The sequence below is a fragment of the Kitasatospora sp. NPDC004745 genome, assembly GCF_042873275.1.
In the GTDB taxonomy this organism is placed as follows: Bacteria; Actinomycetota; Actinomycetes; order Streptomycetales; family Streptomycetaceae; genus Kitasatospora.
On record NZ_JBIALK010000024.1, the window covers coordinates 61042 to 84707 of the forward strand.

Here is a 23666-nt window from a genome sequence, read left to right on the forward strand (position 1 = left end):
CCCCGGGGGTGATCCGGGCACCCGCGCGCCGCTCCTACCGTGACCGGGCAGGCAGGTCCACGGCCCCGGCCAGGGAGGTCCCATGAGCCACTACCCCCCGATCGCGGAGCACGGCATGGTGGGCGACCTCCAGACGGCCGCCCTGGTGTCCACCGACGGCGACATCGACTGGTGGTGCGCGCCGCGCTTCGACTCGCCCAGCCTGTTCGCCTCCCTGCTGGACCACGCCGGGGGCGGGCGCTGCCGGCTGGCCGTCGACCGGGGCGTGATCACCGACGCCGCGGTGAAGCAGCTCTACCTGCCCGGGACGGCGATCCTGGTGACCAGGTTCCTGTCGGCCGGCGGCGTCGCCGAGGTCGTCGACTTCATGGTCCCCGACACCTCGCGCACGCCGAGCCCGCGGCACCGGATCGTCCGGGTCGCCCGGGTCATCCGCGGCAGCGTGCCCTTCGTGCTGGAGTGCCGGCCGCGCTTCGACTACGGCCGGGCCCGGCACCGGCTCACCCTGACGGACGAGCGCAACGCGGTGCTGCACGGCCCGGACCAGGACCTCTTCCTCCAGACCACCGCCCCGGTCGTGCTGCAGCCGGACGGCGAGGACGTCACCGCCCGGTTCACCCTGGACGCCGGCGGGACGGCGATCGTGGCCCTCACCGCCGCGCCCGCGGGCGACGCCGCGCCCCCGCCGCCCGGCGACGAGCCCACCACCGCCGACTTCGACCGCTGCCGCGACTTCTGGTACGGCTGGCTGGCGCGGTCCCGCTACCAGGGGCGCTGGCACCAGATGGTGGACCGGTCCGCGGTCACCCTCAAGCTCCTGACCTACCACCCCACCGGTGCGCCGATCGCCGCCCTCACCATGGGCCTGCCGGAGCAGGTCGGCGGCGAACGCAACTGGGACTACCGCTACACCTGGATCCGCGACGCCTCGCTGTCCCTGCACGCGCTGACCGGCCTGGGTTTCGAGGAGGAGGCGCTCGCCTTCCGCCGCTGGGTCCGCGAGCGGGTCGAGGCCTCGGCCGGCCGCGCCGGCGAACCGCTGCAGATCATGTACCGGATCGACGGCGACCCCCACCTCACGGAGGAGGTCCTCGGCCACTGGGAGGGCTACCGCGGCTCGGCGCCGGTCCGGGCCGGGAACGCCGCCTCCGACCAGCTCCAGCTCGACATCTACGGGGAGGCCGCCTACGCCTTCGCCACCGACGGCACCATGGGCACCCTGGAGGGCTGGCGCGCCTTCCGCGGCCTGGTCGACTGGCTCACCGAGCACTGGGACCGCCCCGACGAGGGCATCTGGGAGACCCGCGGCGGCCGTCAGGACTTCACCTACAGCCGGCTGATGTGCTGGGTCGCCTTCGACCGGGCCGTCCGGACCGCCCGCACGTTCTCCCGCCCCGCCGACCTGGACCGCTGGGAGGAGACCCGCGACGCCGTCCTGGACCAGATCGTCGACCGCGGCTGGAACGCCGACCGGGCGGCCTTCACCCAGCACTACGCCACCGACGTCCTGGACGCCTCCCTGCTGCTCATGCCCAAGGTGGGCTTCCTCGCCCCGAACGACCCGGCCTGGCTCTCCACGCTCGACGCGATGGACCGCGAGCTCGTCAGCGACAGCCTCGTCTACCGCTACGACCCGGCCGCATCGCCCGACGGCCTGCGCGGCTCGGAGGGCACCTTCAACCTGTGCAGCTTCCTGTACGTCGAGGCCCTCGCCCGGGCCGGGCGGCTGCAGCAGGCCCGCTACGCCTTCGACAAGATGCTCACCTACGCCAACCACGTCGGCCTCTTCGCCGAGGAGATCGGCCCGTCCGGCGAGCAACTGGGCAACTTCCCGCAGGCGTTCACCCACCTCGCCCTCATCGACGCCGCCATGGCGCTCGACGAGGAGCTCGACCGCCGGCACTCGGCCTGAGGCCGCCGTGGCACCCGCATCCGCACCTGCATCCGTACCCGCCGCGCCCGCCGGGGCGGCCCGCGCGGTCCTGGTGCCGCTGGCCCTGGCCCAGTTCATCTGCAGCTTCGCCGGGTCCAGCATGAACGTGATGATCAACGACATGAGCGAGGACCTCGACACGACGGTCCAGGGCATCCAGGTCGCCATCACGGTGTTCCTGCTGGTGATGGCCGCGCTGATGATCCCCGGCGGCAAGCTCGCCGACCGCTACGGCCGCAAGCGCTGCCTGATGACCGGGCTCGGCGTCTACGGGATCGGCGCGCTGATCAGCGCGCTCACCCCGGGCCTGGCGGGCCTGATCGTCGGCAACTCGATCCTGGAGGGCGTCGGCACCGCCCTGCTCATCCCGCCCGTCTACATCCTGACGACCCTGCTGTTCACCGGGACGGCCGTCCGGGCCCGGGCCTTCGGCGCGATCATGGCCCTCGGCGGGATCGGCGCGGCCGCCGGGCCGCTCATCGGCGGACTGCTGACCACCTGGATCAGCTGGCGCGCCAACTTCGGCTTCCAGGTCCTGGTCATCGTGGTGATCATGTGGCTCAGCCGGAAGCTGAAGGACCCGCGGCCGCCCGATCCGTCCGTCCGCTTCGACGTCGTCGGGGCGGTGCTGTCCGCGGTGGGCCTGGTCCTCGTGGTCACCGGCATCCTCGCCGCCGACACCAACGCCTGGCTGATGATCGCCCTGCTGGTCGCCGGTGCCGCCGTGCTGGCCGGGTTCTTCCTCTGGATCCGCGGCCGGGAACGGGCCGGCCGCGAACCGCTGCTCCCGCTCGCCCTCTTCCGCGACCGCACCGCCAACTTGGGCCTGGTCACCCAGAACGCCCAGTGGCTGGTCCTGATGGGCGCGTCGTTCACCGTCGGCGCCTACCTCCAGGTGGTCCGCGGCTACAGCGCGATCGCCTCCGGCGCCGTCTTCACCGCGGCGACGGTCGGGCTGCTCGCCACCTCCCTCAGCGCCGAGCGGCTGGCCCGGCGCTGGAGCCAGCGCACGCTCATCGTCACGGGGTTCGTCGTCACCGTCGCCGGCATCCTGCTGCTGCTCCTGCTCGTGCGGTCCTTCGACGGGGTGTGGGCGTTCACCCCCGGACTGCTGCTGATCGGCCTGGGGCTGGGCCTGATGCTGACGGCCTCCGTCAACGTGGTGCAGTCGAGCTTCCCTGACAGTCAGCAGGGCGCGATCTCCGGGCTCTCCCGGAGCATCTCCAACCTCGGCTCCTCGCTCGGCACCGCCGTCGCCGGCACCATCCTGGTCGCCGAACTCACCCGCGACAGCTACGGCGCGGCCATGCTGGCGCTCGCGCTGCTGGGCCTGGTCGGGCTCGGCGCCGCCCTGCTGCTGCCGCGCGGCGCCGATCCCGGATCCGGGCCGGCCGGCAGCCGGGAGGGGTGAGCGCCCCGGCCCGGTCGGGGGCGTGCCGGGCGGCGGGCCGGCCCGGGGGTTGGTCCGATGGGGTGAGGCCCCGGCGACCCGCCGGGCACCGGCCGGTGCCCGGCCCGCCGCTGCTGGGAGGGTGACGGGCGGCGACCGGGCTCAGGGGGAGAACCCCGAGTTGAACGCGTTCAAAGGCGTGCGCCATGATGATGCCGAGCGGACGCTCCCGGCCGTGACCGGCGGTGCGGGGCCGTCCCGTGCTGCCCCGCCGCACCCCGGCGCCGTCGCGCCCCGGCGAGGCAGCAGGAGGAAGGGGGAGCCGTGACACCGTGGCAGAACAGGTTCGCCGCCGGGGCGGTGGCGCTGATGTGGGCCTACGAAGGGCTCTGGTGCAAGATCTGGCCGGGCCGGGCGGACCAGCGGGCCATCGTGGAGTCCGTGCCGCTGCTCCCGGGGTGGGCGGTGACACCCCTGCTGCTGGCCATCGGGGCGGCCGAACTCGCCCTCGGCCTCTGGGTGCTGACCGGCCGCCGGGCCCGCCTCGCGGCCCTCGTGCAGACCGCCCTGGTGGTCGCCTTCAACACCGGCGGCCTGCTCTTCGGCTCCGACGAGATCCCCGAACCCGGCCGGCTGATCGTCCAGGACCTCGCCTTCCTCGCGCTGATCTGGACCGTCGCCGCCACCCGGCGCCACCCCGCCCCCCGCGCGGCGGTGACCGCGTGAGCGCCCGGACCCCCTGGGCCGACGGCCGGCTGCTCAGTCTGCAACCCCGCCGGCCCGGCCTGCTGTTCGGCCGGATGTACGAGGACCCCGGCGTCGAACTCGCCGCCTTCCCGGCGCCCGGCGCCCGCGTCCTGTGCATCGCCTCCGCCGGGGACACCGCCGCCGCGCTGGCCGCCGCCGGGCACCGGGTCACCGCGGTGGACCTCAACCCCGCCCAACTCGCCTACGCCCGGGCCCGGCTGACCGCCGGTGCGCCCGCCGCCACCGGCGCCGCGGAACGCCTGCTCGCCCTCGGCAGGGCCGCCGCCGCGACCGCCCTGCCGGCCTGGCGCCCGGCGGCACTGGAACGGTTCCTGCGCCTCGACGACCCGGCGGCGCAGGCCCGCCACTGGCACCGCCACCTCGACGGCCCGGGCCTGCGGCTGCTGCTCGGCGCCGCGCTCCGCCCGGCCGGCGCGCTCGCGGGCGGCCTGCACCCGGCGTTCCGGGCCGTACTGCCGCGCCGCTTCGACACGGTGCTGCGGGCCCGACTGGCCCGCGGCTTCGCCCGCCACCCCAACGCCGACAACCCGTGGGCCTGGCGGCTCCTGCTCGGCCGCGAACTGCCCGTCGGCGGACCGCTCGTCGCCGGACCGCCCGCCGGCGAGCTGCCCGTCGGCGCACCGCCCGGCCACGACCAGGGCGGCGGCGCACCGCCCGTCCGGCTGCTCCGGGGCGACGTCCTCGGCCACCTCGAACGCTCCCCGGCCGGGAGCTACGACGCGGTGACGCTCTCCAACGTCCTGGACGGCCCCGACCAGGCCTTCGCCCGCCGGCTGCGCGCCGCCGTGCGGCACGCCGTCCGGCCCGGCGGCGTCGCGGTGCTGCGCAGCATCCGCGAACCGGGCCCCGCCGGCCCCGGCGCCGCCGCCGAGGACCGCTGCCCGCTGTGGGGCGTCGTCCGGGTCGTCCGCCTCTGAGGTTCCGGCGCAGCCCAGCCCGACACCGGCCGATCCCGGCCCGACACCGGCGTAGCCCACCCCGACACCGGTGCAGCCCGCCCGAACACCGCGACCGACCAACGGAGTCGACCATGCGACACCTCCTCCAGCGCCATCCCGTGCCGATCCGCACCCGCTTCGCGCACTCCCTCGTCCTCACCTACGCGCTGCCGCCCCGGCTGCTGGCCCCGCTGGTGCCGCCCGGGCTCGCCCTGGACACCTACACCGACCCGGCCGGCACCGAGCACGGCTTCGTCGCGGCCGCCGTGGTCGACACCCGCGCGCTGCGCCCGGCCGGGCTGCCGGCCCGGTTCGGCCGCGACTTCATCCTCACCGGCTACCGGGTCTTCACCCGCTTCCCCACCCCCGGCGGGCGGACCATGCGGGGCCTGCGGATCCTGCGCTCCGACACCGACAGCCGGCTGATGACCGTCGGCGGCAACCTCCTCACCCGCTACCACTACCGCCACGCCCGGATCGGCACCCGGGTGGTCGGCGACACCCTGGAGTTCAAGGTCCTCAGCGGCGACGGCCACGCCGACCTGCACGTGCGCGCCGACCTGGGCGGCGCCCCGGCCGCCCTGCCGCCGGGCAGCCCCTTCGCGGACGCCCGGGCCGCCCGCCGGTTCGCCGGCCCGTTGCCCTACACCTTCGAGTACGAGCCGCAGACCCGGTCGGTGATCGTGGTCAAGGCCACCCGCACCGCCTGGCAGCCCGTCCCGGTGAGCGTCGAGGTGCCGCGGCTGACCTTCTTCGACCACGGTCCGCTGGCCGGGAGCCGCCCGGTGCTCGCCAACGCCTTCCACGTCGCCGACCTCGACTACGGCTGGGAGCGCGGCAGCCGCCGCACCCTCGAGGGGGCGGCCCGGTGACCGCCGCCCCGCCGGCGCGGCGCCCCTCCGGCGTCCGCGAGGTGATCCGCTACAACTGGCCGCTGTACACGGCCGGCGTCCTGACCGCGGCCGGCGGCTGGGCGGCGGCCCGCCGCCTGCCGGGGCCGGCCGCCGCGCTCGCCCGGGCCGGTGCCGCCACCGCGGCGGCCCACCTCCTCGTCAGCACCCTCGCCACCTGGTGCGTCTACGACCGCTCCGAGCTGCACACCTACGACTGGCTGCCCGCGCTGCTGCCCGACGGCCCCGGCACCCACCTGGTGGTCTCCGCCGGGCTCGACGAGGTGAGCCGCCCGATCGCCGCCCGCCACCCCGCCGCGCACCAGCGCGTCGCCGACCTCTACGACCCGGCGCTGACCACCGAGGGCTCGATCCGGCGGGCCCGCCGGCACGTGCCGCCCGCCCCCGGCACCGTGCCCGCCCGCCCGGGCGAGCTGCCCGCCGCGACCGACTCGCTGGACACCGTGTTCGCCGTCTTCGCCGCCCACGAGCTGCGCCGCCCCGCGGACCGCCGCGCGCTGTTCGCCGAGGTCGCCAGGGCGCTGCGGCCGGGCGGCACGCTGTTGCTGGTCGAGCACCTGCGCGACGCCGCCAACATCGCCGCCTACGGCCCCGGGGCCTGGCACTTCCTGCCCCGGTCGGTGTGGCTGGGGCACGCCGCCGAGGCCGGGCTGCGGCCCGCCGCCGAACGCCGGATCGCCGGGCTGGTCGCCGCCGTCGCCTTCCGGAGCGCCGAGGGATGAGCGAACTCCTGACCGTGGAAGGCCAGTTGCGCCTGGTCGGGCTGGTCCTGGTCGGGCTCGGGGTGGGCCACGCGGTGCTGCCCTGGGCGGTCGGCTGGCCCGCCGACCTGGCCGGCACCACCCTGCTGACCCGCCAGGTCTCCTACGTCCACGTCTTCTTCATCGGCCTGGTCTGCGCCCTGTTCGGCCTGCTGCCGCTCTGCCTCGCCCCCGACCTGCTGGCCGGCGGCCGGCTGGGCACCGTGCTGCTGGCCGGTCAGACCGTGTTCTGGGGGCTGCGCTGGCTCTTCGAGTTCGTGGTGTTCTCCCCGAAGCTGTGGCGCGGCGACGCCCTGCGCACCGCCGCGCACGTCGCGCTGTCCGTGCTCTGGACGTGGGTGACGGCGGTCTTCGCGGCCGCCCTCTGGCAGGTGTGGTGAGCGGCGCCGGGGCACCCCGGCCCGGACCGGACGGTGTACGACCGGTCCGGTGACCGCCGCCCGTCCGCACCCGGGGCCAGGGCCCGTCCGCAGCTGCGGCGCCGACGGCCGCACCGGTGCGGCGACGGCATCGTGCGTACCCGGCCGCGTCGCTGGACCCCGCCGCCGTCCGCGCGGTCGGTGGCGCCTCCTACGATGGCCGCCATGAACACAGCTGGGGCGGAACAGCGCCTCGTCGACGGCCGCTTCGAACTGCTCCAGCAGCTCGGTGGCGGCGGCATGGGCGTGGTCTGGCGGGCCCGCGACAACGCGCTGCACCGCGAGGTGGTGCTCAAGGAGGTCCGCCCGCCCGACCCGGCGATGGCCGCCGCCGACCCGGACGCCGCCCGCGAGCTGCGCGAGCGGGTGCTGCGCGAGGCGCGGGCGCTCGCCCGCCTCCAGCACCCGAACGTGGTGGTCATCCACCACATCGTCGACACCCCGGAACACCCGCACCCCTGGCTGGTGATGGAGCTGGTCAGCGGCGGCAGCCTCGCCGACCGGCTGGCGCACGGCCCGCTCGGCACCGCGGAGGCGGCCCGGATCGGGCGCGGCGTGCTGTCCGCGCTGCGGGCCGCCCACGCCGTCGGCATCCAGCACCGGGACGTCAAGCCCGCCAACGTGCTGCTGCGCCCGGACGGCACCCCGGTGCTCGCGGACTTCGGCATCGCCGCGATCCAGGACGCCACCGCCCTCACCGCGACGGGTGCGCTGATCGGCTCGCCCGAGTACATCGCGCCGGAGCGCATCCGCGGCCAGGAGGGCAACCCGTCCTCCGACCTGTGGTCCCTCGGCATGCTGCTGTACGTCGCGGTCGAGGGGAGCCACCCGCTGCGCCGGGCGACCACCCTGGCCACCCTGGCCGCCGTCCTGGACGAGCCGCTGCCGCCGCCGGTCCGGGCCGGGCGGCTCGGGCCGCTGCTGTCCGCGCTGCTGGGCAAGGACCCGGCGCTGCGGCCGGACGCCGAGCAGCTCGACCGGGCCCTCGCGGCGGCCGAGTACGAGGCGGCCCACGGGGCGGGGGAGGGCGCGCCGTACCCGACCGGCACCGTGCGGCTCGGCGCCGGGCAGCCCGCGCCCCCCGCCACCGGCCCGTTCGCCACCGGTCCGATCACCGGGCCGTCCGCCGGCGGGTCCTTCGCCACGGGGTCGTTCGCCGGAGGTCCCTCCGACAGCGGGTCGTTCGCCGGCGGTCCGTTCGCGCCGCCGGCGGACCGGGTGCCGACCGGCTTCCAGGCCCCCGCGACGCTCCCGACCGGCCCCGGCCACCCCGAGCCGGCGGGCACCCGGAAGGCCCGGCGGAGGGTGCTCGCCCTCACGGCCGCCGCAGTGCTGCTCGCCGGCGGCGGCAGCGCGCTCTACCTCAGCCAGGGCGACGCGTCCACCGGCCGGACCCCGACCGCCGGGACCACCCCCTCGGCCACCGCCGCGGCCCCGCCCGCCTCCGCGGCGCCCGCCTCGACGACGGCCCCCGGGGCGGCGCCGGACCAGACGGCCCCGGCCCCCACCGCCGCGACCCCGGCCGCCCAGCCCTCGGGCAAGGTCAACCTGCTGACCCCGGACGGCGTGCGCCGGACGGTCGCCGCGCTGCAGCCCTACGCCGCCGGCGGCAAGGTGTACAAGCTCGTCGTCTACCCCGAGTACGCCACCGCCGAGGTCGCCGCCGCGGCCGGCGGAAAGCTCTACGACGACATCACCATCCGGGACGGCAAGGCGACCCGCTCCCCGGGCGGCACGCTGATCGGCGACACCAAGCCGGTCGACCTCGGGCTCTACAACTGGGACGTGATCCCCACGCTGCTCCAGCGCGCCCAGGACACCCTGAACGTCCCGAAGCCGACCATGCGGTACCTGATGATCGACCCCGACATGTTCGACGGCACCCCCAGCATCAAGGTCTACCTGGCCGACGACTACGGCACCGGCTACCTGGAGACCGACCCCAAGGGCGTCAACCGGCGCAGCTACCCGCGCGCCGGCTGACCGGGTCGGGGCCCCGTCAGCCGCGCGGCTGACGGGGCAGCGGGAGGGTGAGGGCCTCCGGCGAGGCGGCCGGCAGCGCGAGGGCGGCGGCGGTCTCGGCGGGCAGCGGGCGCAGCCCGAGCACCGCGGTGGCCAGCCGGGTGGTGGCCCGGTGCCAGTCGGGGATCCGCTGGAGCATCGCGTGGCCGCTGCCGGTGACGCTGTAGCCGCAGACCCGGGCGCCGGCGGCCCGGCTGCGGGCGGCGAAGGCCCGGGTCTCGGCGGGCGGGGTGATGCGGTCCCGGTCACCGTGCAGGAGCAGCACGTCGCGCCCGGCGAGCTGCTCGCAGGGATCCTCGGGCGGGCACCAGGGGGCGAGGGCGACCAGACCGGTGACGCTCGGGTGCCCGCCGGCCTGCAGGGCGGCCCGCCCGCCCATCGAGTGCCCGATCAGGACGGTCGGCACCTCGCCCAGCTCCCGCGCCAGCTCGTCCAGCGCGGCCAGGGCGTCCCGGGCGGCGTCGGCGCGCCCGCCGTTCCAGCCCCGGTGGCGGTAGCGGACGGTGGCGACGGCCACCCCGGCCCCGGCGGTCTCCCGGGCCAGGGACCGCAGGAAGCCGTGCATCCGCAGCAGCGGCAGGTTGACCGGGCCGGGCCGGGAGAGGTTGTGCTCCTCGCCGCCGTGCAGCACGACGACCGCGGCGCTCGGGGCCGCCGGCCGGATCCGCCACTGCAGCGGCCGGTGCAGTGGCACGCCGCCGGCCGTCGTGCCGCCGCCCACCGTCCGGCCGCCCATCGTGTCGCTGCTCATGGCCGCACCCTCCCGTCCTGCCGTCCGTCCCCGACCGTCACTGTACGCGTCGGCTCCGGCCCGCCGGTCGGGCCGTTCAACCGAGGAGGCCGGGCCGCGGTGCGGGGGTGCCGGGTGCGGTGAGGTGGTGCCGGGTGCGGGCCGGTCAGGCCTCCAGCAGGCGCTGCTCGCGCACCAGCCAGCAGATCGCCGTCAGCCGGTGCACCGCGTAGTCGTACCCCACCGGCTCCCGCCAGCCGATCTCGGCGAGCGCGTCCAGGAAGCCCACCGCGTAGTCCGAGAGCTCCGCGCGCTCCAGCCGCTGCGGCGCCAGCTCCGGCCCCTGCGCGTACAGCAGCTCGCGCAGCATCGCGACGTGCTGGTCGACCGCCGCGACCAGGGCGGGCTCGAAGGCGAGCTCGGCCAGCCGGGGCGTGAAGGCGGCGACGATGCCGGGCAGCGGGCAGGCCGCCGGCTCGTCGGGGGAGCGCCGGAAGGACTCGTCGGGGTGGGCGAACATCCGTCCACGGTAGGGGAGCCGGGTGGCGGATCGGCGCCCCGTGACGGTTCCGTGCTGAGAGCTTGGCCACCTTCCGGACGTTCCGTGACATGGCCGGTTCTCTGTGCTGAGCGGCGGGTGGTCCGTACCAGAATGGTCCCCATGGATCTTCGCATCTTCACCGAACCGCAGCAGGGCGCGAGCTACGAGACCCTCCTGACGGTCGCCCGGACCGCCGAGGACCTCGGCGTCTTCAGCGCCTTCTTCCGCTCCGACCACTACCTCAGGATGGGGGACGCCTCCGGACTGCCCGGGCCGACCGACGCCTGGATCACCCTGGCCGGCCTCGCCCGCGACACCCGCACCATCCGCCTCGGCACCCTGATGACCGCCGCCACCTTCCGGCTGCCGGGGGTCACCGCGATCCAGGTCGCCCAGGTGGACGCGATGAGCGGCGGGCGGGTCGAGTTCGGCCTCGGCGCCGGCTGGTACGGGGAGGAGCACACCGCGTACGGCATCCCCTTCCCCAAGGAGCGGTTCGGGCGGCTGGAGGAACAGCTCGCGATCATCACCGGCCTGTGGAACACCAAGCTCGGCGACACCTTCGACTTCGCCGGGCAGTACTACACCCTGACCGACTCCCCGGCGCTGCCCAAGCCCGCCCAGGAGCGCATCCCGGTGCTGGTCGGCGGGCACGGGCCCAGCCGGACCCCGGCGCTCGCCGCCCGGTTCGCCGACGAGTTCAACCTGCCCTTCGCGTCGGTGGAGGACACCGCCGCCCAGTTCGGCCGGGTCCGGGCCGCGGTCGAGCGGGCCGGGCGCCCGGGCGACGCGCTGGTGTACTCCAACGCCCTGGTCGCCTGCGTCGGCCGGGACGACGCCGAGGTGGCCCGCCGGGCCGCCGCGATCGGCCGGGACGCCGACGAGCTGAGGGCCAACGGCCTGGCCGGCACCCCGGACGAGGTGGTCGAGAAGATCGGACGCTACGCCGCCGTCGGCAGCGCGCGGATCTACCTGCAGATCCTCGACCTGGACGACCTCGACCACCTGGAGCTGATCGCCGCCCGGGTCGCCCCGCAGCTCGGCTGAACCGTTCCGGCCCGGCCGGGCCCGGGCCGTCCGTACCCGCCCCGACCTCCGGCCTTTACTCGCCCTTGGGAATGCGTAATGCTCCAGGGGGAGGAACGGCGGGGGGAGGCCCGGTGACCAGGACGAGAACGGCGGAGGCGGCGGCGCCCCGGGTGCCGCCGCCGCGCGCCCCCGCCCACCGGGCGGTCCGGGTGCCGCCCGGTCTGCACGACCTGCGCCGCGGCCCCGGCCCGGCGGCGCTGCACTACCCCGCCGGGGACCTGCTGGTCGTCTCCGGGCTGCCCGGCAGCGGCAAGAGCACCCTGATGCGCCGCTGCGCGCGCGTCCCGCTGGTCGACTCCCAGCTGGTCCGCGAGGAGTACGCGGCCCGGCTGCCCGCCGGCCTCCCGTACGCCCTCTACCGCCCGCTGGTGCGCATCGCGCACTACCGGCGGCTGCGCCGCGCGGTGCTGGCCGGCGGGCCCCTGGTGGTGCACGACTGCGGCACCCAGCCCTGGGTGCGGGGCTGGCTGGTGCGCGCCGCCGCCCGGCAGGGCCGCCGGGTGCACCTGCTGCTGCTGGACGTCGGGCCGGCCGAGGCGCGGGACGGCCAGCAGCACCGGGGGCAGGGGGTCTCCCGCTACGCCTTCGCCCGGCACCGGGTGGCCGTCGGACGGCTGCGGAGCCGGCTCACCGGTTCGGGCCGGCCGCCGGCCGGGTGTGCGTCGACCGTGGTACTCGACCGCGCCGCCGCGCGCGCCCTGCGGGAGATCGACTTCCCGGCGTCGTAGTCTCGGCGGGTCCGCGCCGGGCGGGTCCGGGGCGCGGCCGCCCCCCGTCGACTCCCCGTCAGGAGCGCTGATGCGCCGTACTGTCCGGGTGCGCTCGCGTGCCCCCCGCCTGTTCCCCTGTGCCGCCGCGCTGGTGGCGGCCGCCGGCCTCGGCCAGCTCGCCGCCCCGGCCCCGCACCCGCACGCCACCGCCGCACCGGCCGCCTGCGCGGGCGCCGCCGTCGATGCCGACGCCGCGGCCCGCAAGCCGGCCGGCAGCCAGGCGGGCGGCGACCCGAACGCCGTCACCCACGCCGAGGCCCGGGCCATGCAGGCCGACCTGGAGAACAGGCTCGCCCAGCTCGGCCACCGCCCGCTGATCGGCTCCGCGACGACCGTCCCGGTCTACGTGCACGTCATCCACTCCGGTGCCGCCGGCAACCTCGACGGCGGCACCGTCGCCGCCCAGATCGACCACCTCAACGCCACCTACGGAGGCCAGGGCAGCGGCAACACCCCGACCCAGTTCCACTTCGAGCTGGCCGGAACCGACTACACCGACAACGCCTCCTGGTACACCGGCATGACCCCGGGCTCCGCCGCCGAGAAGGCGATGAAGAAGGCGCTGCGCAAGGGCGACCAGGGCACGCTCAACCTCTACACCGCCAAGCTCGGCCAGTCGCTGCTCGGCTGGGCGACCTTCCCGAACGCCTACCGCTCCGACCCCGTGGACGACGGGGTCGTGGTGCTCGACGCCTCGCTGCCCGGCGGCTCCGCCACCCACTACAACCTGGGCAGCACCGCCACCCACGAGACCGGCCACTGGATGGGCCTCTTCCACACCTTCCAGGGCGGCTGCCTGCCCCCCGGCGACTACGTCGACGACACCCCGCCCGAGCGCAGCGCGGCCTACGGATGCCCCGACGGCCGGGACACCTGCCCGCTCGGCGGCCAGGACCCGATCCACAACTTCATGGACTACAGCTACGACGACTGCATGGACCAGTTCACCCCCGGCCAGGCCCGGCGGATGGCCGACTCCTGGGCCGCGTACCGGAGCTGAGCCCCCGGCCGACCGGCCACCCGGGTCCGGGGCACCGGGCCGGAACACCGAGCAGAGCGGAGCAACGCGATGAGCAGCAAGCCCCGGATCGTCGTCGGCGTGGACGGCTCGCCCGCCTCGGAGCAGGCGCTGCGCTGGGCGGTCGACTACGCAAAGGCCGTCGGCGGGACGGTCAGCGCCGTCACCACCTGGGAGTACCCGGCGTTCTACGGCTGGGTCGGGACGTCCGTGCCGCCCACCGAGAGCTTCAACCCCGAGGAGCTGGCCGGCCGGACCCTCTCGCAGACCGTCGTCCGGGTGGTCGGCGACGACCCCGCCGTCCCGATCAGCGAGAGCGTGATGCCGGGCAGCGCCGCCCGGGCCCTGCTGGAGGCCGCCAAGGGCGCCGCGCTGCTCGTCGTCGGCAGCCGCGGCCTCGGCGGCTTCTCCGGCGTGCTGCTCGGCTCGGTCAGCCGCCACCTCACCGAGCACGCGCCCTGCCCCGTGGTCGTGGTGCGCGAGCCCCGGGACGAAGACGCCCGATGACGCCCGGCCGGGCCGCCGCGTGGAGGAGGATGGAGACATGCCGGAAGGTGACACCGTCTACCGCGCGGCGGCCGGGCTGCACGACACCCTCGCCGGGCAGCTGCTGACCAGCGCCGACCTGCGGGTGCCCGCGCACGCCACCGCCGGGCTGGCCGGCCGCCGGGTGCTGGAGGTCGTCCCGCGCGGCAAGCACCTGCTCACCCGCCTCGAAGGCGCCCTCACCCTGCACACCCACCTGCGGATGGAAGGCCGCTGGGAGGTCTACCGCCCCGGCGAGCGCTGGACCGGCGGCCCCGCCTGGCAGATCCGCGCCGTCCTGGGCACCGAGCGCGGCACCGCCGTCGGCTACCGGCTGCCCGTCGTCGAACTGCTGCGCACCGCCGACGAGCAGCGCGCCGTCGGCCACCTCGGGCCCGACCTGCTCGGCCCCGACTGGGACCCGGTCGAGGCCGTCCGCCGGCTGCTCGCCCGCCCCGCCCGGCCGCTCGCCGAAGCCCTGCTCGACCAGCGCAACCTGGCCGGGATCGGCAACGTCTACGCCGCGGAACTCTGCTACCTCGCCGGGGTCACCCCGTGGACCGAGATCGGCGAACTCCGCAACCCCGACCGGCTGGTGACACGGGCCCGGGACCTCCTGGACGCCAACAAGCTGCGCCCCGGGCACGTCACCACCGGCGACACCCGGCGCGGCCACCAGCACTGGGTCTACGGCCGGGCCGGCCGCCCCTGCCCCCGCTGCGGCACGCTCGTCCTGACCTCCCGCCAGGGCGCCCCGCCGCAGGACCGGGTGGCCTACTGGTGCCCGTTCTGCCAGCGCGGGCCGGCCCCGGCCGGGTCGGCCGTCAGGGCCGCTCGATCAGGGCGGGGTGGCGCGGGTCGTCCACCCGTACGGTGAGGTCGGCGGCGTCGGCGGGCCCGGTCTCCGCCTCGTAGCGGGCGAAGGCGGGCAGTGTCCACCGCTGGTCGGCGGGCGTGCGGCGGGCCAGCGCGGCGGGGGAGAGCGCCAGGTGGACGGTCAGCTCCAGCGGCAGCCAGCGGCCGAGCAGCAGCGGCCCGTCCAGCAGCAGCACCCCGCCGGGCGGCAGCTCGGCGTACGGCGCGCGGGTCGAACGGTCCGTCACCGGGTCGCGCAGCGAGGGCAGCACCCGGCCGCTGCCGCCGGGCTCCAGCGGATCCAGCACCTCGCGCAGCAGGGCGTTGTCGTCCAGCCACAGGTCGTGGAAGGCGTCCGCGTCCTGGTGCCCGTACTCCAGGCGGACCGAGGCCGGGCGCAGGAAGCCCGCCGCCGACACCCGCAGGGCCGGGCGGCCGAGCAGCCGCAGCGGCTCCACCAGCGCGTCGGCGAGCAGGTCGGGGCGGGCCGCCGCGGCGCCGTCCACGGCCACCCGCAGCCACCGCCCGCCGGCGCCGGGCAGGGCGGTGATGCGCTCGGCGAGCAGCTCGGCCAGTCGGTCGGGGGAGATCGGTCGTACCTGCATCCGCCCATCCTGCCCCGGCGCGTCCCGGGTCAGTGCAGGGGGAGGGCGTGCAGGACGTCGTCGTGCCCGGCGTAGAGGCGGTCGGCGTCGGCGGCCAGGGTCCAGACGTCCTTGCCCGGGCCGGAGTCGCGGAAGGTCCAGAGCAGCCGGCCGGTGGCGGTGTCGACCGCACAGACCCCGCCCACGGCGGGGCCGGGGACGAACAGGGTGGTGCCGGCGAGCACCGGGTGGCTGCGGCGGTCCAGCAGGAACGGCAGCCGGCAGGTCCACTGCACCGCGCCGGTCGCCGCCTCGTGGCCGGTGACGAGGCCGTCGTCGCGCGGGACGTACACCCGCGGGCCGTCCGGGACGGGCGGCATCGCGCGCCAGGACTCGCCCCGGGCGGGGGAGTGCGTCCAGGCCCGCCCGCCGTCGGAGCCCAGCGCGCGGACACCGCCGCCGCCGTCGGGGACGTAGACGTGGTCGGGGCCGGCGGTGCACCAGCGCAGGTCCTCGTCGCCGGGGCCGGTCCACAGCTCCCGGCCGTCGGCGGCGTCCCGCACGACCAGCTCGGCGCGGTTGCCGAGGCTGCGCACGCAGGCCACCCGGCCGCCCGCCACGGCGGGCGCGACGGGCTGCTCGATCCGCCCGCTGCGGACGCTCCACAGCAGGGAGCGGTCGGCGACCCGCAGGGCGAAGAGCCGGCTCTCGATCTGGCCGTCCTCGCGGTAGCCGCCCCAGCTGAAGCCGTAGAGGACGCCGTCCGCGTACCCGGTCAGCTCGGGGCCGGGCTGCAGCCCGTCGGGCAGCGGCAGGCTCCAGTCGGCTGACGGGTCGGTGAGGTGGCGGGCGTCGAGGTGCCCCTCGAAGGCGGTGGTGAAGGCGTGCTCGGGGCCGAGCAGCACCTTGCTGCGGGTGCTGAGGTCGCTCGGCCAGCTCCGGCTCTCCGGCGGGTCCACGACGACCAGCCGGGACGCGCTGCCGGTGGCCGGGTCCACGACCTGGAGCCCGGCCCTGGAGAGGAACACCGGGCGCTTCGCCGGGGCGACCAGCCGCTCCGGCGTCATCGGCTCCGGGCCGCGGTACGTCCACACCGGCTGCGGGCCGGACAGCGCGGTGGGCGGCGGCCCCGGCGGCCGGGACGGGCCGGGGGAGGGAGTCGTCCGGTCGGCGCCCGTTCGGCCGAACGCCCACGCCGCGCCGCCGGCCGCCAGCACCCCTGCCCCGATCAGCAGCCGGCGCCGGCTCGGCCGCGGCCCGTCGCCGCCACCGCCGATCACGTCCGCGGCCTCCTGCGCGCCGCCGTCGGCCTCGCCGTCCCACTGCCACGCGCTCTGCCGCGCGGGCTCCTCGGTCGACGGTGACTGCATGGACCCGGCCCCCCATCCCCCCGGGGCGCCCGGTGCGCCGCCGTTCGCCCGGAGGATATCGAACGAGCGCGAACCGTCCGGCGCGCACCGCGCGAGCGTCAGGGCCCGTCAGCCGGGCCCGTGGTCGGCGAGGTCGGCGAGCACGTCCGCGTGGCAGGGCAGCGGCGCGCACCAGCAGCCCAGCCGCCGGCCGCGCAGCGGCGGCACCAGCGCGAGCAGGTCGGGGCGGTCGAGTAGGTACGCGCGGTACTCGACGAGCATCCGTTCCCGGGTGAGGCCGGGGCCGGGGCGGAACGGGCAGTGCAACGGGGACCCGGGCAGGTGCCAGCCGCCGCGGTGCATCGCACGGCCCACGTAGACGACGTCCGTGAAGTCCGGGTCGTCGCGGTGGCCCTTGAGGTTGACGACGGTGGTGCGGCCGGTCGGCATGGCGTCCATGCTGGCGCAAGCGGTGGCCCCGGGCACCCCGGGCTCGCCTTGACACGCCCCTGGGCCCGGCGTAGCAAAAGAGCATGCGCCATCCGCACGCGGCCGGGCGTGCCCGGGCGGAGGGGCCCGACCCGCACCCGCCGCAGCCGCCCGACGCGCCCGCACCGGCCCACCCGACGGGCCACCGGCGGGACGAGCTGCTGAGCAGCGCCGTCCGCGGGGTGCTGCACGACACCGGGGCGTACGGCGCGATGGTGTACCTGCGCTCGCCGGACCGCCGGTCGCTGGTGCTCAGCACGATCGCGGGCGTGCCGCTGTCGATCATGAGTCCGTTCCGGCGGATCCCCGCGGCGGGCCCGCTGCCCGTCGCGGTCAGCTTCCGCACCGGCGGGACCATCACCCTCGCCGGCACCGAGGACACCATGCGGCGCTTCCCGCAGCTCGCCGTCGGCATGCCCTACGACTTCGCGTCCGCCTGCGTGCCGGTGGCCGGCGGCGAGGAGCGGTACGGGGTGCTCAGCGTGCTCTGGCCGGCCTCGGACGAAGGCGTGCCGGAGGACGCCCCGGAGGTCCTGACCGAGGTCGCCGGCCGGCTGGCCGCCGGGCTCGCGGGCCTGGAGGCGGCCGGGCACCCGGCGGAGGCGGACGGCGGCGCCGCCGTGGTGGAGATCCCCGCCGAGTCCGCACCGGCCACCCGGGTCGGCCTCTTCGACTGGAACACGGCCACCGGCGCGCTGGCCGCCGACGAGCACTTCCTGGCGATCTTCGGGTTCCGGCCCGGCGAGTTCGACGGCACGGTGGCCGCCCTCGGCCGCCGGATCGCCCCCGGCGACCTCGCCGCGTTCCGGGCCGCCGCCCGCACCGCCCTGCAGAAGGGCGAGGTGCTGGCCGCCCGGGTGCGGGTGCTCGGACCGCACGGCCACCCGTACCCCGTGGAGCTCTGGGCCAGGGTGCCCTCGGCCATCGTCGACGGCCGCACCCACCTGGTCGGCGCCGTCCTGGACGCCGGGACCCTCACCGCCGCCGCGGCCGCGGTCGAGCGGCTGCGCGACGGCGTGTTCTCGCTCGACCCGGACGGCCGGATCACCTACGCCAACCGGGGCATCGAGCCGCTGCTGCAGGCCCGTCGCGAGGAGCTGATCGGCCACCACCCGTGGGACGTGCTGCCCTGGCTCGCCGACCCCTTCTACGAGGGCCGCTACCGGGCCGCCCTGCTCTCCCAGCGGCCGACCGCCTTCCTCGCCGCCCGCCCGGACGGCTGGCTGGCCTTCTCCCTCTACCCCGACGTGCACGGCGTCACCGGCCGGGTCGTCGCAGCCGAGCCGCCGCCGGGCGCGGCCGAGCCGCGGGCCGCCACCCCGCCGATCATCCGCACCGGCGTCGGGGGCACCTACCACCTGCTGCAGCTCGCCAGCGCGCTCACCGAGGCGGTCAGCGTCCGCGACGTCTGCCGCGCGGTGGCCGACGAGATCCTGCCGGCCTTCGGCGGCCAGGAGCTGGCGATCTACACGGTGCGCGACAAGCACCTCAACCTGGTCTCGCAGAGCGGCTACCCGGACGGCTTTCTGGACCGCTTCGAGGGCACCCCGATCAGCGCCCGCATCCCCGGCGCGGAGGCCCTGAGCACCGGCACGCCGATCTTCTTCGAGTCCGTCCACGAGCTCGCCGCCGCCTACCCGGGCATCGAGCTCGACGAGATGGGCGCCTGGGCCTTCCTGCCGCTGATCGCCTCCGGCCATCCCGTCGGCAGCTGCATCCTGGGCTTCGACCGGGCGCGGCCCTTCACCCTCGAGGAACGCGGCCTGCTCACCGCGCTCGGCGGCTTCATCGCCCAGGCCCTGGAACGCGCCCGGCTGTACGACGCCGAGTTCGCGCTGGCCCGGGGCCTGCAGCAGGCGCTGCTGCCGCACCGGCTGCCGCAGGTCCCCGGCATCGCGATCGCCGCCCGCTACCTGCCCGGCACCCAGGGCATGGAGATCGGCGGCGACTGGTACGACGGGATCGTCACCGGATCGGACCTCACCCTGGTGATCGGCGACGTGGAGGGACACAGCGTGGGCGCTGCGGCCACCATGGGCCAGCTGCGCAGCGCCGTCCGCGCCTTCGCGACCGGCGGCGACCCGCCCGGCCAGGTGCTCGCCCGCACCAACCGGCTGCACCTCGACCTCGACCCGGGCCTGCTCGCCAGCTGCTGCCTGGTCCGGCTCGGCCCCGCCGAGGGCGGCGCCCGGACCGCCCGGATCGCCCGGGCCGGGCACCTGCCGCCGGTGCTGTGCCGCCCGGACGGCCGCACCGAGGCGCTGTACGTGCCGGGCGGGCCGCTGCTGGGGGTGGACGACCGGGCCGAGTACCCGGTGAGCGAAGTGCTGCTGGAACCCGGCGCTGTCCTCGCGCTGTACACGGACGGGCTGGTCGAGGACCCTGCGGTGTCGATCGACCAGGGGGTGGACCGGCTGGCGGCCGCGCTCGGACGCGGCCGCCGGCCGGTGGGCCCGGAGGACCTGGAGGGGCTCGCGGAGCGGCTGCTGCGGGAGGTCGGCTCCTCGCACCGGGTGGACGACGTGGCGCTGCTGCTCACCGCCCTCGGCTGACCGGCCCGGGCCGCGACTTTCGTCGGCGCGGGCGGCGACGAACGGTGGCGGCCGCGGCGCCCGGCGGCCCGGTAGCCTCCACGGGTGGATGCGATGGCACGGGCCTGGAGCAAGGCGGTACGGACGGCGTTCCCGGGGCCCTGGCCGGCCCGCCGGGTGGTGGGCCAGGGGGCCCTGGCGCTGCTGATGGGCGCGGTCGCCGCCCTGCTGGAGCTGGCCTCCGGCGAGGGCACCGGGACGGCGGTGGGGGCCGGCCTCGCCGTCGCGGTGCTCTGGGTGCTGCGGCCGGCCTTCCCGGCGACGGTGCTGGTGCTGACCGCGGCCGCCACCGGCTGGTCCGTCGGGCCGGTGGTGCTGCTGGTCTGCGCGGGCTGGTCGGCCGGGGCGCGGATCCGCCGGGTCGGCCGGCTGATCGGCGCCTTCCTGCTCGGCTGGGTGCTGTTCACCGTCACCGGGGTCTTCAAGGACGCCGCGGTCTCGCCCAAGCTGATCTTCGGCTTCTCGCTGGGCGGCTTCCTGCTGTTCGCCGTGCTGCCCGCGCTCTGGGGCCGCTACCGGGCGCAGCGCCGGGCGCTGCTGGACGCGCTGCGCGAGCGCAACGACCAGCTGCTGCGCGAACGGGTCATGGTGGTGCACCAGGCGCGGCTGCGCGAGCGGCACCGGATCGCCCAGGACATGCACGACAGCCTCGGCCACCAGCTCGCGCTGATCTCCGTCCACTCGGGGGCGCTCGAGGTGGACCGCACCCTCACCGACCGGCAGCGGGAGGCGGTCGGGGTGCTGCGGCAGGCGGCGGTCGCGGCGATGCGCGAGCTGCGCGAGGTGGTCGGGGTGCTGCACGACGAGTCGACGGCGGGGGCTCCGGCGCCCGGCGCGGCGCCGGGCCGCGGCGGGGTGGACGGCATCGGGGAACTGGTGGAGTCCTCGCGGGCGGCCGGGGCGGAGGTCTCCTTCTCCCGGGAGGGCGACGAGCGCCCGCTGGCGGCCGCGGTCGACCACGCGGCGTACCGGATCGTCCAGGAGGCGCTCACCAACGCGCACAAGCACGCCCCCGGCGCACCGATCGCCGTCGCGCTCCGGTACGAGCCGGACGCCCTGGTGGTGGAGGTGGTCAACCCGCGCGCCCCGGAGCTCGTCGGCGCGCGGGCCGGCGCGGCCCCCGCCGTCAGCGGTGGACAGGGGCTGACCGGGCTGCGCGAGCGCGCCCGGCTGGTCGGCGGCATGGTGCACGCGGGGCCGACCCCGGAACAGGGGTTCCGGCTGGCCGGCGTGCTGCCCTACGAGGGGGCGGAGGGCACCGGGGACGGGGCCGACGCCGGGGTCGAGGACTGGCTGCTGGAGGGCCTGCCGCCGGCCGACGGGGCGGAGCGCGGCCGGCGCAGCCCGGCGCTCGGCTGCGCCGTCGGGGTGGCCGTGGTCGGGGTGACGGTGCTGGGCCTGTTGATCTGGGGCGTGGTGGCCTTCGTCCAGGGCACGGACGACGCGACGGTGAAGAAGTCGGTCTACGACGAGCTGCAGGTCGGCACCCCGGAGCCGGACGTGCTGCGCCTGCTGCCCCGGGGCAACGACTTCTTCACCGAGGACTACAAGAAGACCGGGCCGACCCCGCCGGAGGGCGCGCACTGCCGCTGGTACCTCTCCGGTGACCTCAGCGAGGTCTGGGGCGAGGACAACGTGGTCCGGTTCTGCTTCAGGGACGGCGTGCTGGTGGACAAGCAGCACTACCGCGCGAAGAACTGACGCGGGCCCCCTCCCCGGGAGGTGTGAGGATGGTGTTCCAGCCGGAAGACCGTTCGAGGGGAATGACCAGCCGTGATCCGAGTCCTCGTCGCCGACGACGAGCCGCTCATCCGCGCCGGGATCAGGATGATCCTGGGCTCCGCCGCCGACATCGAGGTGGTCGCGGAGGCCGCCGACGGCCGGGAGGCGCTGGAACTGGCCCGGGCGCACCGGGTCGACGTCCTGCTGCTGGACATCCAGATGCCGGTGATGGACGGGCTGACGGCGCTCGGGGAGCTGTCGAGGGCCGCCCCCGGCGCGCGGGCGCTGATCCTCACCACCTTCGGGGAGCGCGAGAACGTCCTGCGCGCCGTGACGGAGGGGGGCGCGGGCTTCCTGCTCAAGGACACCGCTCCGGAGGAGCTGATCCAGGCCGTGCGCGCGGCCGCCAGCGGGAACGCCTTCCTCTCCCCGGCCGCGACCCGGCACATCGTGGACTCGCTGGCGACCGGGCGCAGCGCCTCGGTGGCGGCCCGCGGCGCGGCGGCCAGGCGCCGCCTGGAGGTGCTCACGGGGCGCGAGCTGGAGGTGCTGGCCCTGCTCGGCGAGGGGCTGTCCAACGCGGACGCCGGGGCCCGGATCCACATGAGCGAGGCGACGGTGAAGACGTACGTCAGCCGGATCCTCGCCAAGTTGGGCTGTGAGAACCGGGTCCAGGCGGCCTTGCTGGCGCGTGACGCGGAGCTCGGCGGCCGGGACTGAGGGCAGCCGTCCGGTCGCGGAGCGTCGCGGATGTGGCGCACGCCACTCGCTGGGTGCGCGGAGCCGGGAACTCCGGCTATGGTGGTCACCCTCCGTCGATGATCCGTGACCCTTCGTCGATGGTGTGCTCGGCGTCACGGATGGACAGATGTGAGCGCGGGCACGGAAATTGACCGTTTGATCTTGAAAATGCGGTCAAACCTGGTCGAACTGGACGGCCTTCCTTGATCGATACCGCCGGTAACAGTCAACTGAGCTGCGGGGACCAAGAATTGCTTGCTGCGCCGCTGGACGGCCCGTAGCTTCTTTCGCGGTGCAACGAGCACCACCCGGGTTCACCCCGACGCACGGCCCGCCGACTGACCACCGGCGCGAGGGCCGTGCCCGCCGACGCGACCGGCTCGAACAGGCCGTCGGCGAGCGGAGGTGGCCGGGGCGGCACGGCACGTCCGACACGTGCGCGGCCGCCCGTCGAGCGAGGTGAGCGCGATCGAGCCGGCCCTGTCCCGGGTCTGGTTCCGCACGCCCGCCCGGGGCTTGTCGAGAGGACTTTCATGACTCACCGTCACGAGACCGCCGCTGCCACCCAGACCGCCGTCACCAAGCGCAACCGCGTGCGGATGGCGGTCGTCGCGGGCGCCGCCGTCGCGGCCCTGCCGGTGGCCGGCCTCGTCACGGCCACCTCGGCCTCCGCCGCCACCCCCTCGACCTGGGACTCCGTCGCCCAGTGCGAGAGCGGTGGGAACTGGAGCATCAGCACCGGGAACGGCTTCTCCGGCGGACTGCAGTTCACCCCCTCCACCTGGGCCGCGTACGGCGGGACCGCCTACGCCCCCCAGGCCCACCAGGCGACGAAGGGTCAGCAGATCGCCGTCGCCGAGAAGGTGCTCGCCTCGCAGGGGCCCGGCGCCTGGCCGGTCTGCTCGGCGAAGGCGGGTCTCAGCAAGGGCGGCGCCCCCGCCGCCGTCGACACCTCGGAGGCGGCGCCCGCCAAGCCCGCCCCGAAGCCCGACTCCAAGCCCGCTGCGAAGCCGGCCGCCAAGCCCGCTGCCAAGACCCCGCAGCAGGCCCAGGCGCCGAAGCCCCAGCAGGCGCCCAAGGGCCAGCCGTCGGCAAAGCCGGCCCAGTCGGCCCCGTCCACCGAGAAGAACACCGCCCAGAGCGGCTCCCACGGCGGCTACACCGTCAGGAGCGGCGACACGCTGAGCGGCATCGCGGCCAAGTTCGGCATCGACACGGACAGCCTGTACGGCAAGAACGCCCGCACCATCGGCGGTAACCCGGACCTCATCTTCCCGGGTCAGACGCTGGCCGTCTGACGCCTCCCCGCACCCGCGCCGAGCGGTCGCCCCTCCGGGCGGCCGCTCGGCGCGGTGCGTCGGTCGTGCTCCGGATGCCGGTGGTGATGGGTCCGACGGCAGTGGGCTCGACGGTGGCGGGTCGTGCGCGTCGGGTGGTGCGCGGGCCGGCGTGCAGGGGCGCGGGCGGGCGCCCGGGTGGTAGTTGAAGATTGAACGCGACGTCTGAATACCGCCGGAGCT

Annotated in this window: 22 protein-coding genes; 17 read left to right on the forward strand and 5 right to left on the reverse strand. The window is 76.3% G+C overall.

Annotation, left to right across the window (positions count from 1 at the left end; translation table 11 throughout):
* Positions 1 to 82: 82 nt before the first annotated feature.
* The 8 genes from ACFYUY_RS30745 (at position 83) to ACFYUY_RS30780 (ending at position 9103) form a co-directional block, all read left to right on the forward strand.
* Positions 83 to 1912, forward strand: coding sequence for a glycoside hydrolase family 15 protein (locus ACFYUY_RS30745; protein ID WP_360209643.1), 1830 nt, complete (start codon positions 83 to 85; stop codon positions 1910 to 1912).
* Between the two features lie 7 nt (positions 1913 to 1919).
* Positions 1920 to 3344 carry an MFS transporter gene (locus tag ACFYUY_RS30750; protein WP_360209645.1) on the forward strand — a complete coding sequence of 475 codons (1425 nt, stop codon included), beginning with the start codon at positions 1920 to 1922 and terminating at the stop codon, positions 3342 to 3344.
* Positions 3345 to 3647: 303 nt separating this feature from the next.
* A complete protein-coding gene (locus ACFYUY_RS30755) occupies positions 3648 to 4049 on the forward strand; it encodes a DoxX-like family protein (protein WP_360209647.1) in 402 nt (133 codons plus the stop codon).
* Positions 4046 to 5008 carry a DUF3419 family protein gene (locus ACFYUY_RS30760; protein ID WP_387905498.1) on the forward strand — a complete coding sequence of 321 codons (963 nt, stop codon included), beginning with the start codon at positions 4046 to 4048 and terminating at the stop codon, positions 5006 to 5008. The genes ACFYUY_RS30755 and ACFYUY_RS30760 overlap by 4 nt, the downstream gene beginning before the upstream one ends.
* Before the next feature lie 113 nt (positions 5009 to 5121).
* Complete coding sequence (locus tag ACFYUY_RS30765; RefSeq protein WP_360209651.1) at positions 5122 to 5901, forward strand: DUF2071 domain-containing protein; 780 nt, start codon at positions 5122 to 5124, stop codon at positions 5899 to 5901.
* Complete coding sequence (locus ACFYUY_RS30770) at positions 5898 to 6662, forward strand: class I SAM-dependent methyltransferase (protein WP_360209653.1); 765 nt, start codon at positions 5898 to 5900, stop codon at positions 6660 to 6662. The genes ACFYUY_RS30765 and ACFYUY_RS30770 overlap by 4 nt, the downstream gene beginning before the upstream one ends.
* Complete coding sequence (locus ACFYUY_RS30775; protein WP_360209655.1) at positions 6659 to 7081, forward strand: hypothetical protein; 423 nt, start codon at positions 6659 to 6661, stop codon at positions 7079 to 7081. The genes ACFYUY_RS30770 and ACFYUY_RS30775 overlap by 4 nt, the downstream gene beginning before the upstream one ends.
* A 204-nt stretch (positions 7082 to 7285) precedes the next feature.
* Complete coding sequence (locus ACFYUY_RS30780; protein WP_387905502.1) at positions 7286 to 9103, forward strand: serine/threonine-protein kinase; 1818 nt, start codon at positions 7286 to 7288, stop codon at positions 9101 to 9103.
* A 16-nt stretch (positions 9104 to 9119) separates the two neighbouring features.
* On the opposite strand, the gene ACFYUY_RS30785 is transcribed toward ACFYUY_RS30780, so the two are convergent.
* Together ACFYUY_RS30785 and ACFYUY_RS30790 are read right to left on the reverse strand one after the other, a co-directional pair.
* Complete coding sequence (locus ACFYUY_RS30785; protein WP_360209659.1) at positions 9120 to 9893, reverse strand: alpha/beta fold hydrolase; 774 nt, start codon at positions 9891 to 9893, stop codon at positions 9120 to 9122.
* A 145-nt stretch (positions 9894 to 10038) separates the two neighbouring features.
* Positions 10039 to 10392 (reverse strand): DUF6401 family natural product biosynthesis protein, encoded by a 354-nt coding sequence (locus ACFYUY_RS30790; protein WP_360209661.1) that lies wholly within the window; start codon positions 10390 to 10392, stop codon positions 10039 to 10041.
* A gap of 141 nt (positions 10393 to 10533) precedes the next feature.
* Here ACFYUY_RS30790 and ACFYUY_RS30795 point away from each other — a divergent pair, with 141 nt between their 5' ends.
* From ACFYUY_RS30795 to ACFYUY_RS30815, 5 genes are all read left to right on the forward strand, one after another.
* Positions 10534 to 11460 carry an LLM class F420-dependent oxidoreductase gene (locus ACFYUY_RS30795; RefSeq protein ID WP_387905505.1) on the forward strand — a complete coding sequence of 309 codons (927 nt, stop codon included), beginning with the start codon at positions 10534 to 10536 and terminating at the stop codon, positions 11458 to 11460.
* Positions 11461 to 11531: 71 nt separating this feature from the next.
* The gene (locus ACFYUY_RS30800) at positions 11532 to 12230 is read left to right on the forward strand and encodes an AAA family ATPase (protein WP_387905508.1); all 699 of its coding nucleotides are present in this window, start codon (positions 11532 to 11534) and stop codon (positions 12228 to 12230) included.
* Between the two features lie 70 nt (positions 12231 to 12300).
* Positions 12301 to 13272 (forward strand): zinc metalloprotease, encoded by a 972-nt coding sequence (locus ACFYUY_RS30805; RefSeq protein ID WP_387905510.1) that lies wholly within the window; start codon positions 12301 to 12303, stop codon positions 13270 to 13272.
* Positions 13273 to 13341: 69 nt separating this feature from the next.
* On the forward strand, positions 13342 to 13797 hold the full coding sequence (locus ACFYUY_RS30810) for a universal stress protein (protein WP_360209669.1): 456 nt from the start codon (positions 13342 to 13344) through the stop codon (positions 13795 to 13797).
* A 37-nt stretch (positions 13798 to 13834) separates the two neighbouring features.
* Positions 13835 to 14692, forward strand: coding sequence for a DNA-formamidopyrimidine glycosylase family protein (locus ACFYUY_RS30815; RefSeq protein WP_387905513.1), 858 nt, complete (start codon positions 13835 to 13837; stop codon positions 14690 to 14692).
* On the opposite strand, the gene ACFYUY_RS30820 is transcribed toward ACFYUY_RS30815, so the two are convergent.
* The 3 genes from ACFYUY_RS30820 to ACFYUY_RS30830 form a co-directional block, all read right to left on the reverse strand.
* Positions 14640 to 15275, reverse strand: a complete 636-nt coding sequence (locus ACFYUY_RS30820) for a uridine kinase (protein WP_387905516.1) — start codon at positions 15273 to 15275, stop codon at positions 14640 to 14642. The genes ACFYUY_RS30815 and ACFYUY_RS30820 overlap by 53 nt on opposite strands.
* Positions 15276 to 15304: 29 nt before the next feature.
* On the reverse strand, positions 15305 to 16624 hold the full coding sequence (locus tag ACFYUY_RS30825) for a PQQ-binding-like beta-propeller repeat protein (RefSeq protein WP_360209675.1): 1320 nt from the start codon (positions 16622 to 16624) through the stop codon (positions 15305 to 15307).
* Positions 16625 to 16732: 108 nt separating this feature from the next.
* Positions 16733 to 17053 carry a DUF4326 domain-containing protein gene (locus ACFYUY_RS30830; RefSeq protein WP_360209677.1) on the reverse strand — a complete coding sequence of 107 codons (321 nt, stop codon included), beginning with the start codon at positions 17051 to 17053 and terminating at the stop codon, positions 16733 to 16735.
* An 83-nt stretch (positions 17054 to 17136) separates the two neighbouring features.
* Here ACFYUY_RS30830 and ACFYUY_RS30835 point away from each other — a divergent pair, with 83 nt between their 5' ends.
* From ACFYUY_RS30835 to ACFYUY_RS30850, 4 genes are all read left to right on the forward strand, one after another.
* Entirely contained in the window at positions 17137 to 19644 is a 2508-nt protein-coding gene (locus ACFYUY_RS30835) for a SpoIIE family protein phosphatase (RefSeq protein WP_387905519.1), read from the forward strand.
* 93 nt (positions 19645 to 19737) lie between these two features.
* Positions 19738 to 21384: a histidine kinase gene (locus tag ACFYUY_RS30840; RefSeq protein ID WP_387905653.1), complete on the forward strand. Its 1647-nt coding sequence runs from the start codon at positions 19738 to 19740 to the stop codon at positions 21382 to 21384.
* A 72-nt stretch (positions 21385 to 21456) separates the two neighbouring features.
* Complete coding sequence (locus tag ACFYUY_RS30845; RefSeq protein WP_360209681.1) at positions 21457 to 22125, forward strand: response regulator transcription factor; 669 nt, start codon at positions 21457 to 21459, stop codon at positions 22123 to 22125.
* Between the two features lie 554 nt (positions 22126 to 22679).
* A complete protein-coding gene (locus ACFYUY_RS30850; RefSeq protein WP_360209683.1) occupies positions 22680 to 23444 on the forward strand; it encodes a transglycosylase family protein in 765 nt (254 codons plus the stop codon).
* Positions 23445 to 23666: the final 222 nt, after the last annotated feature.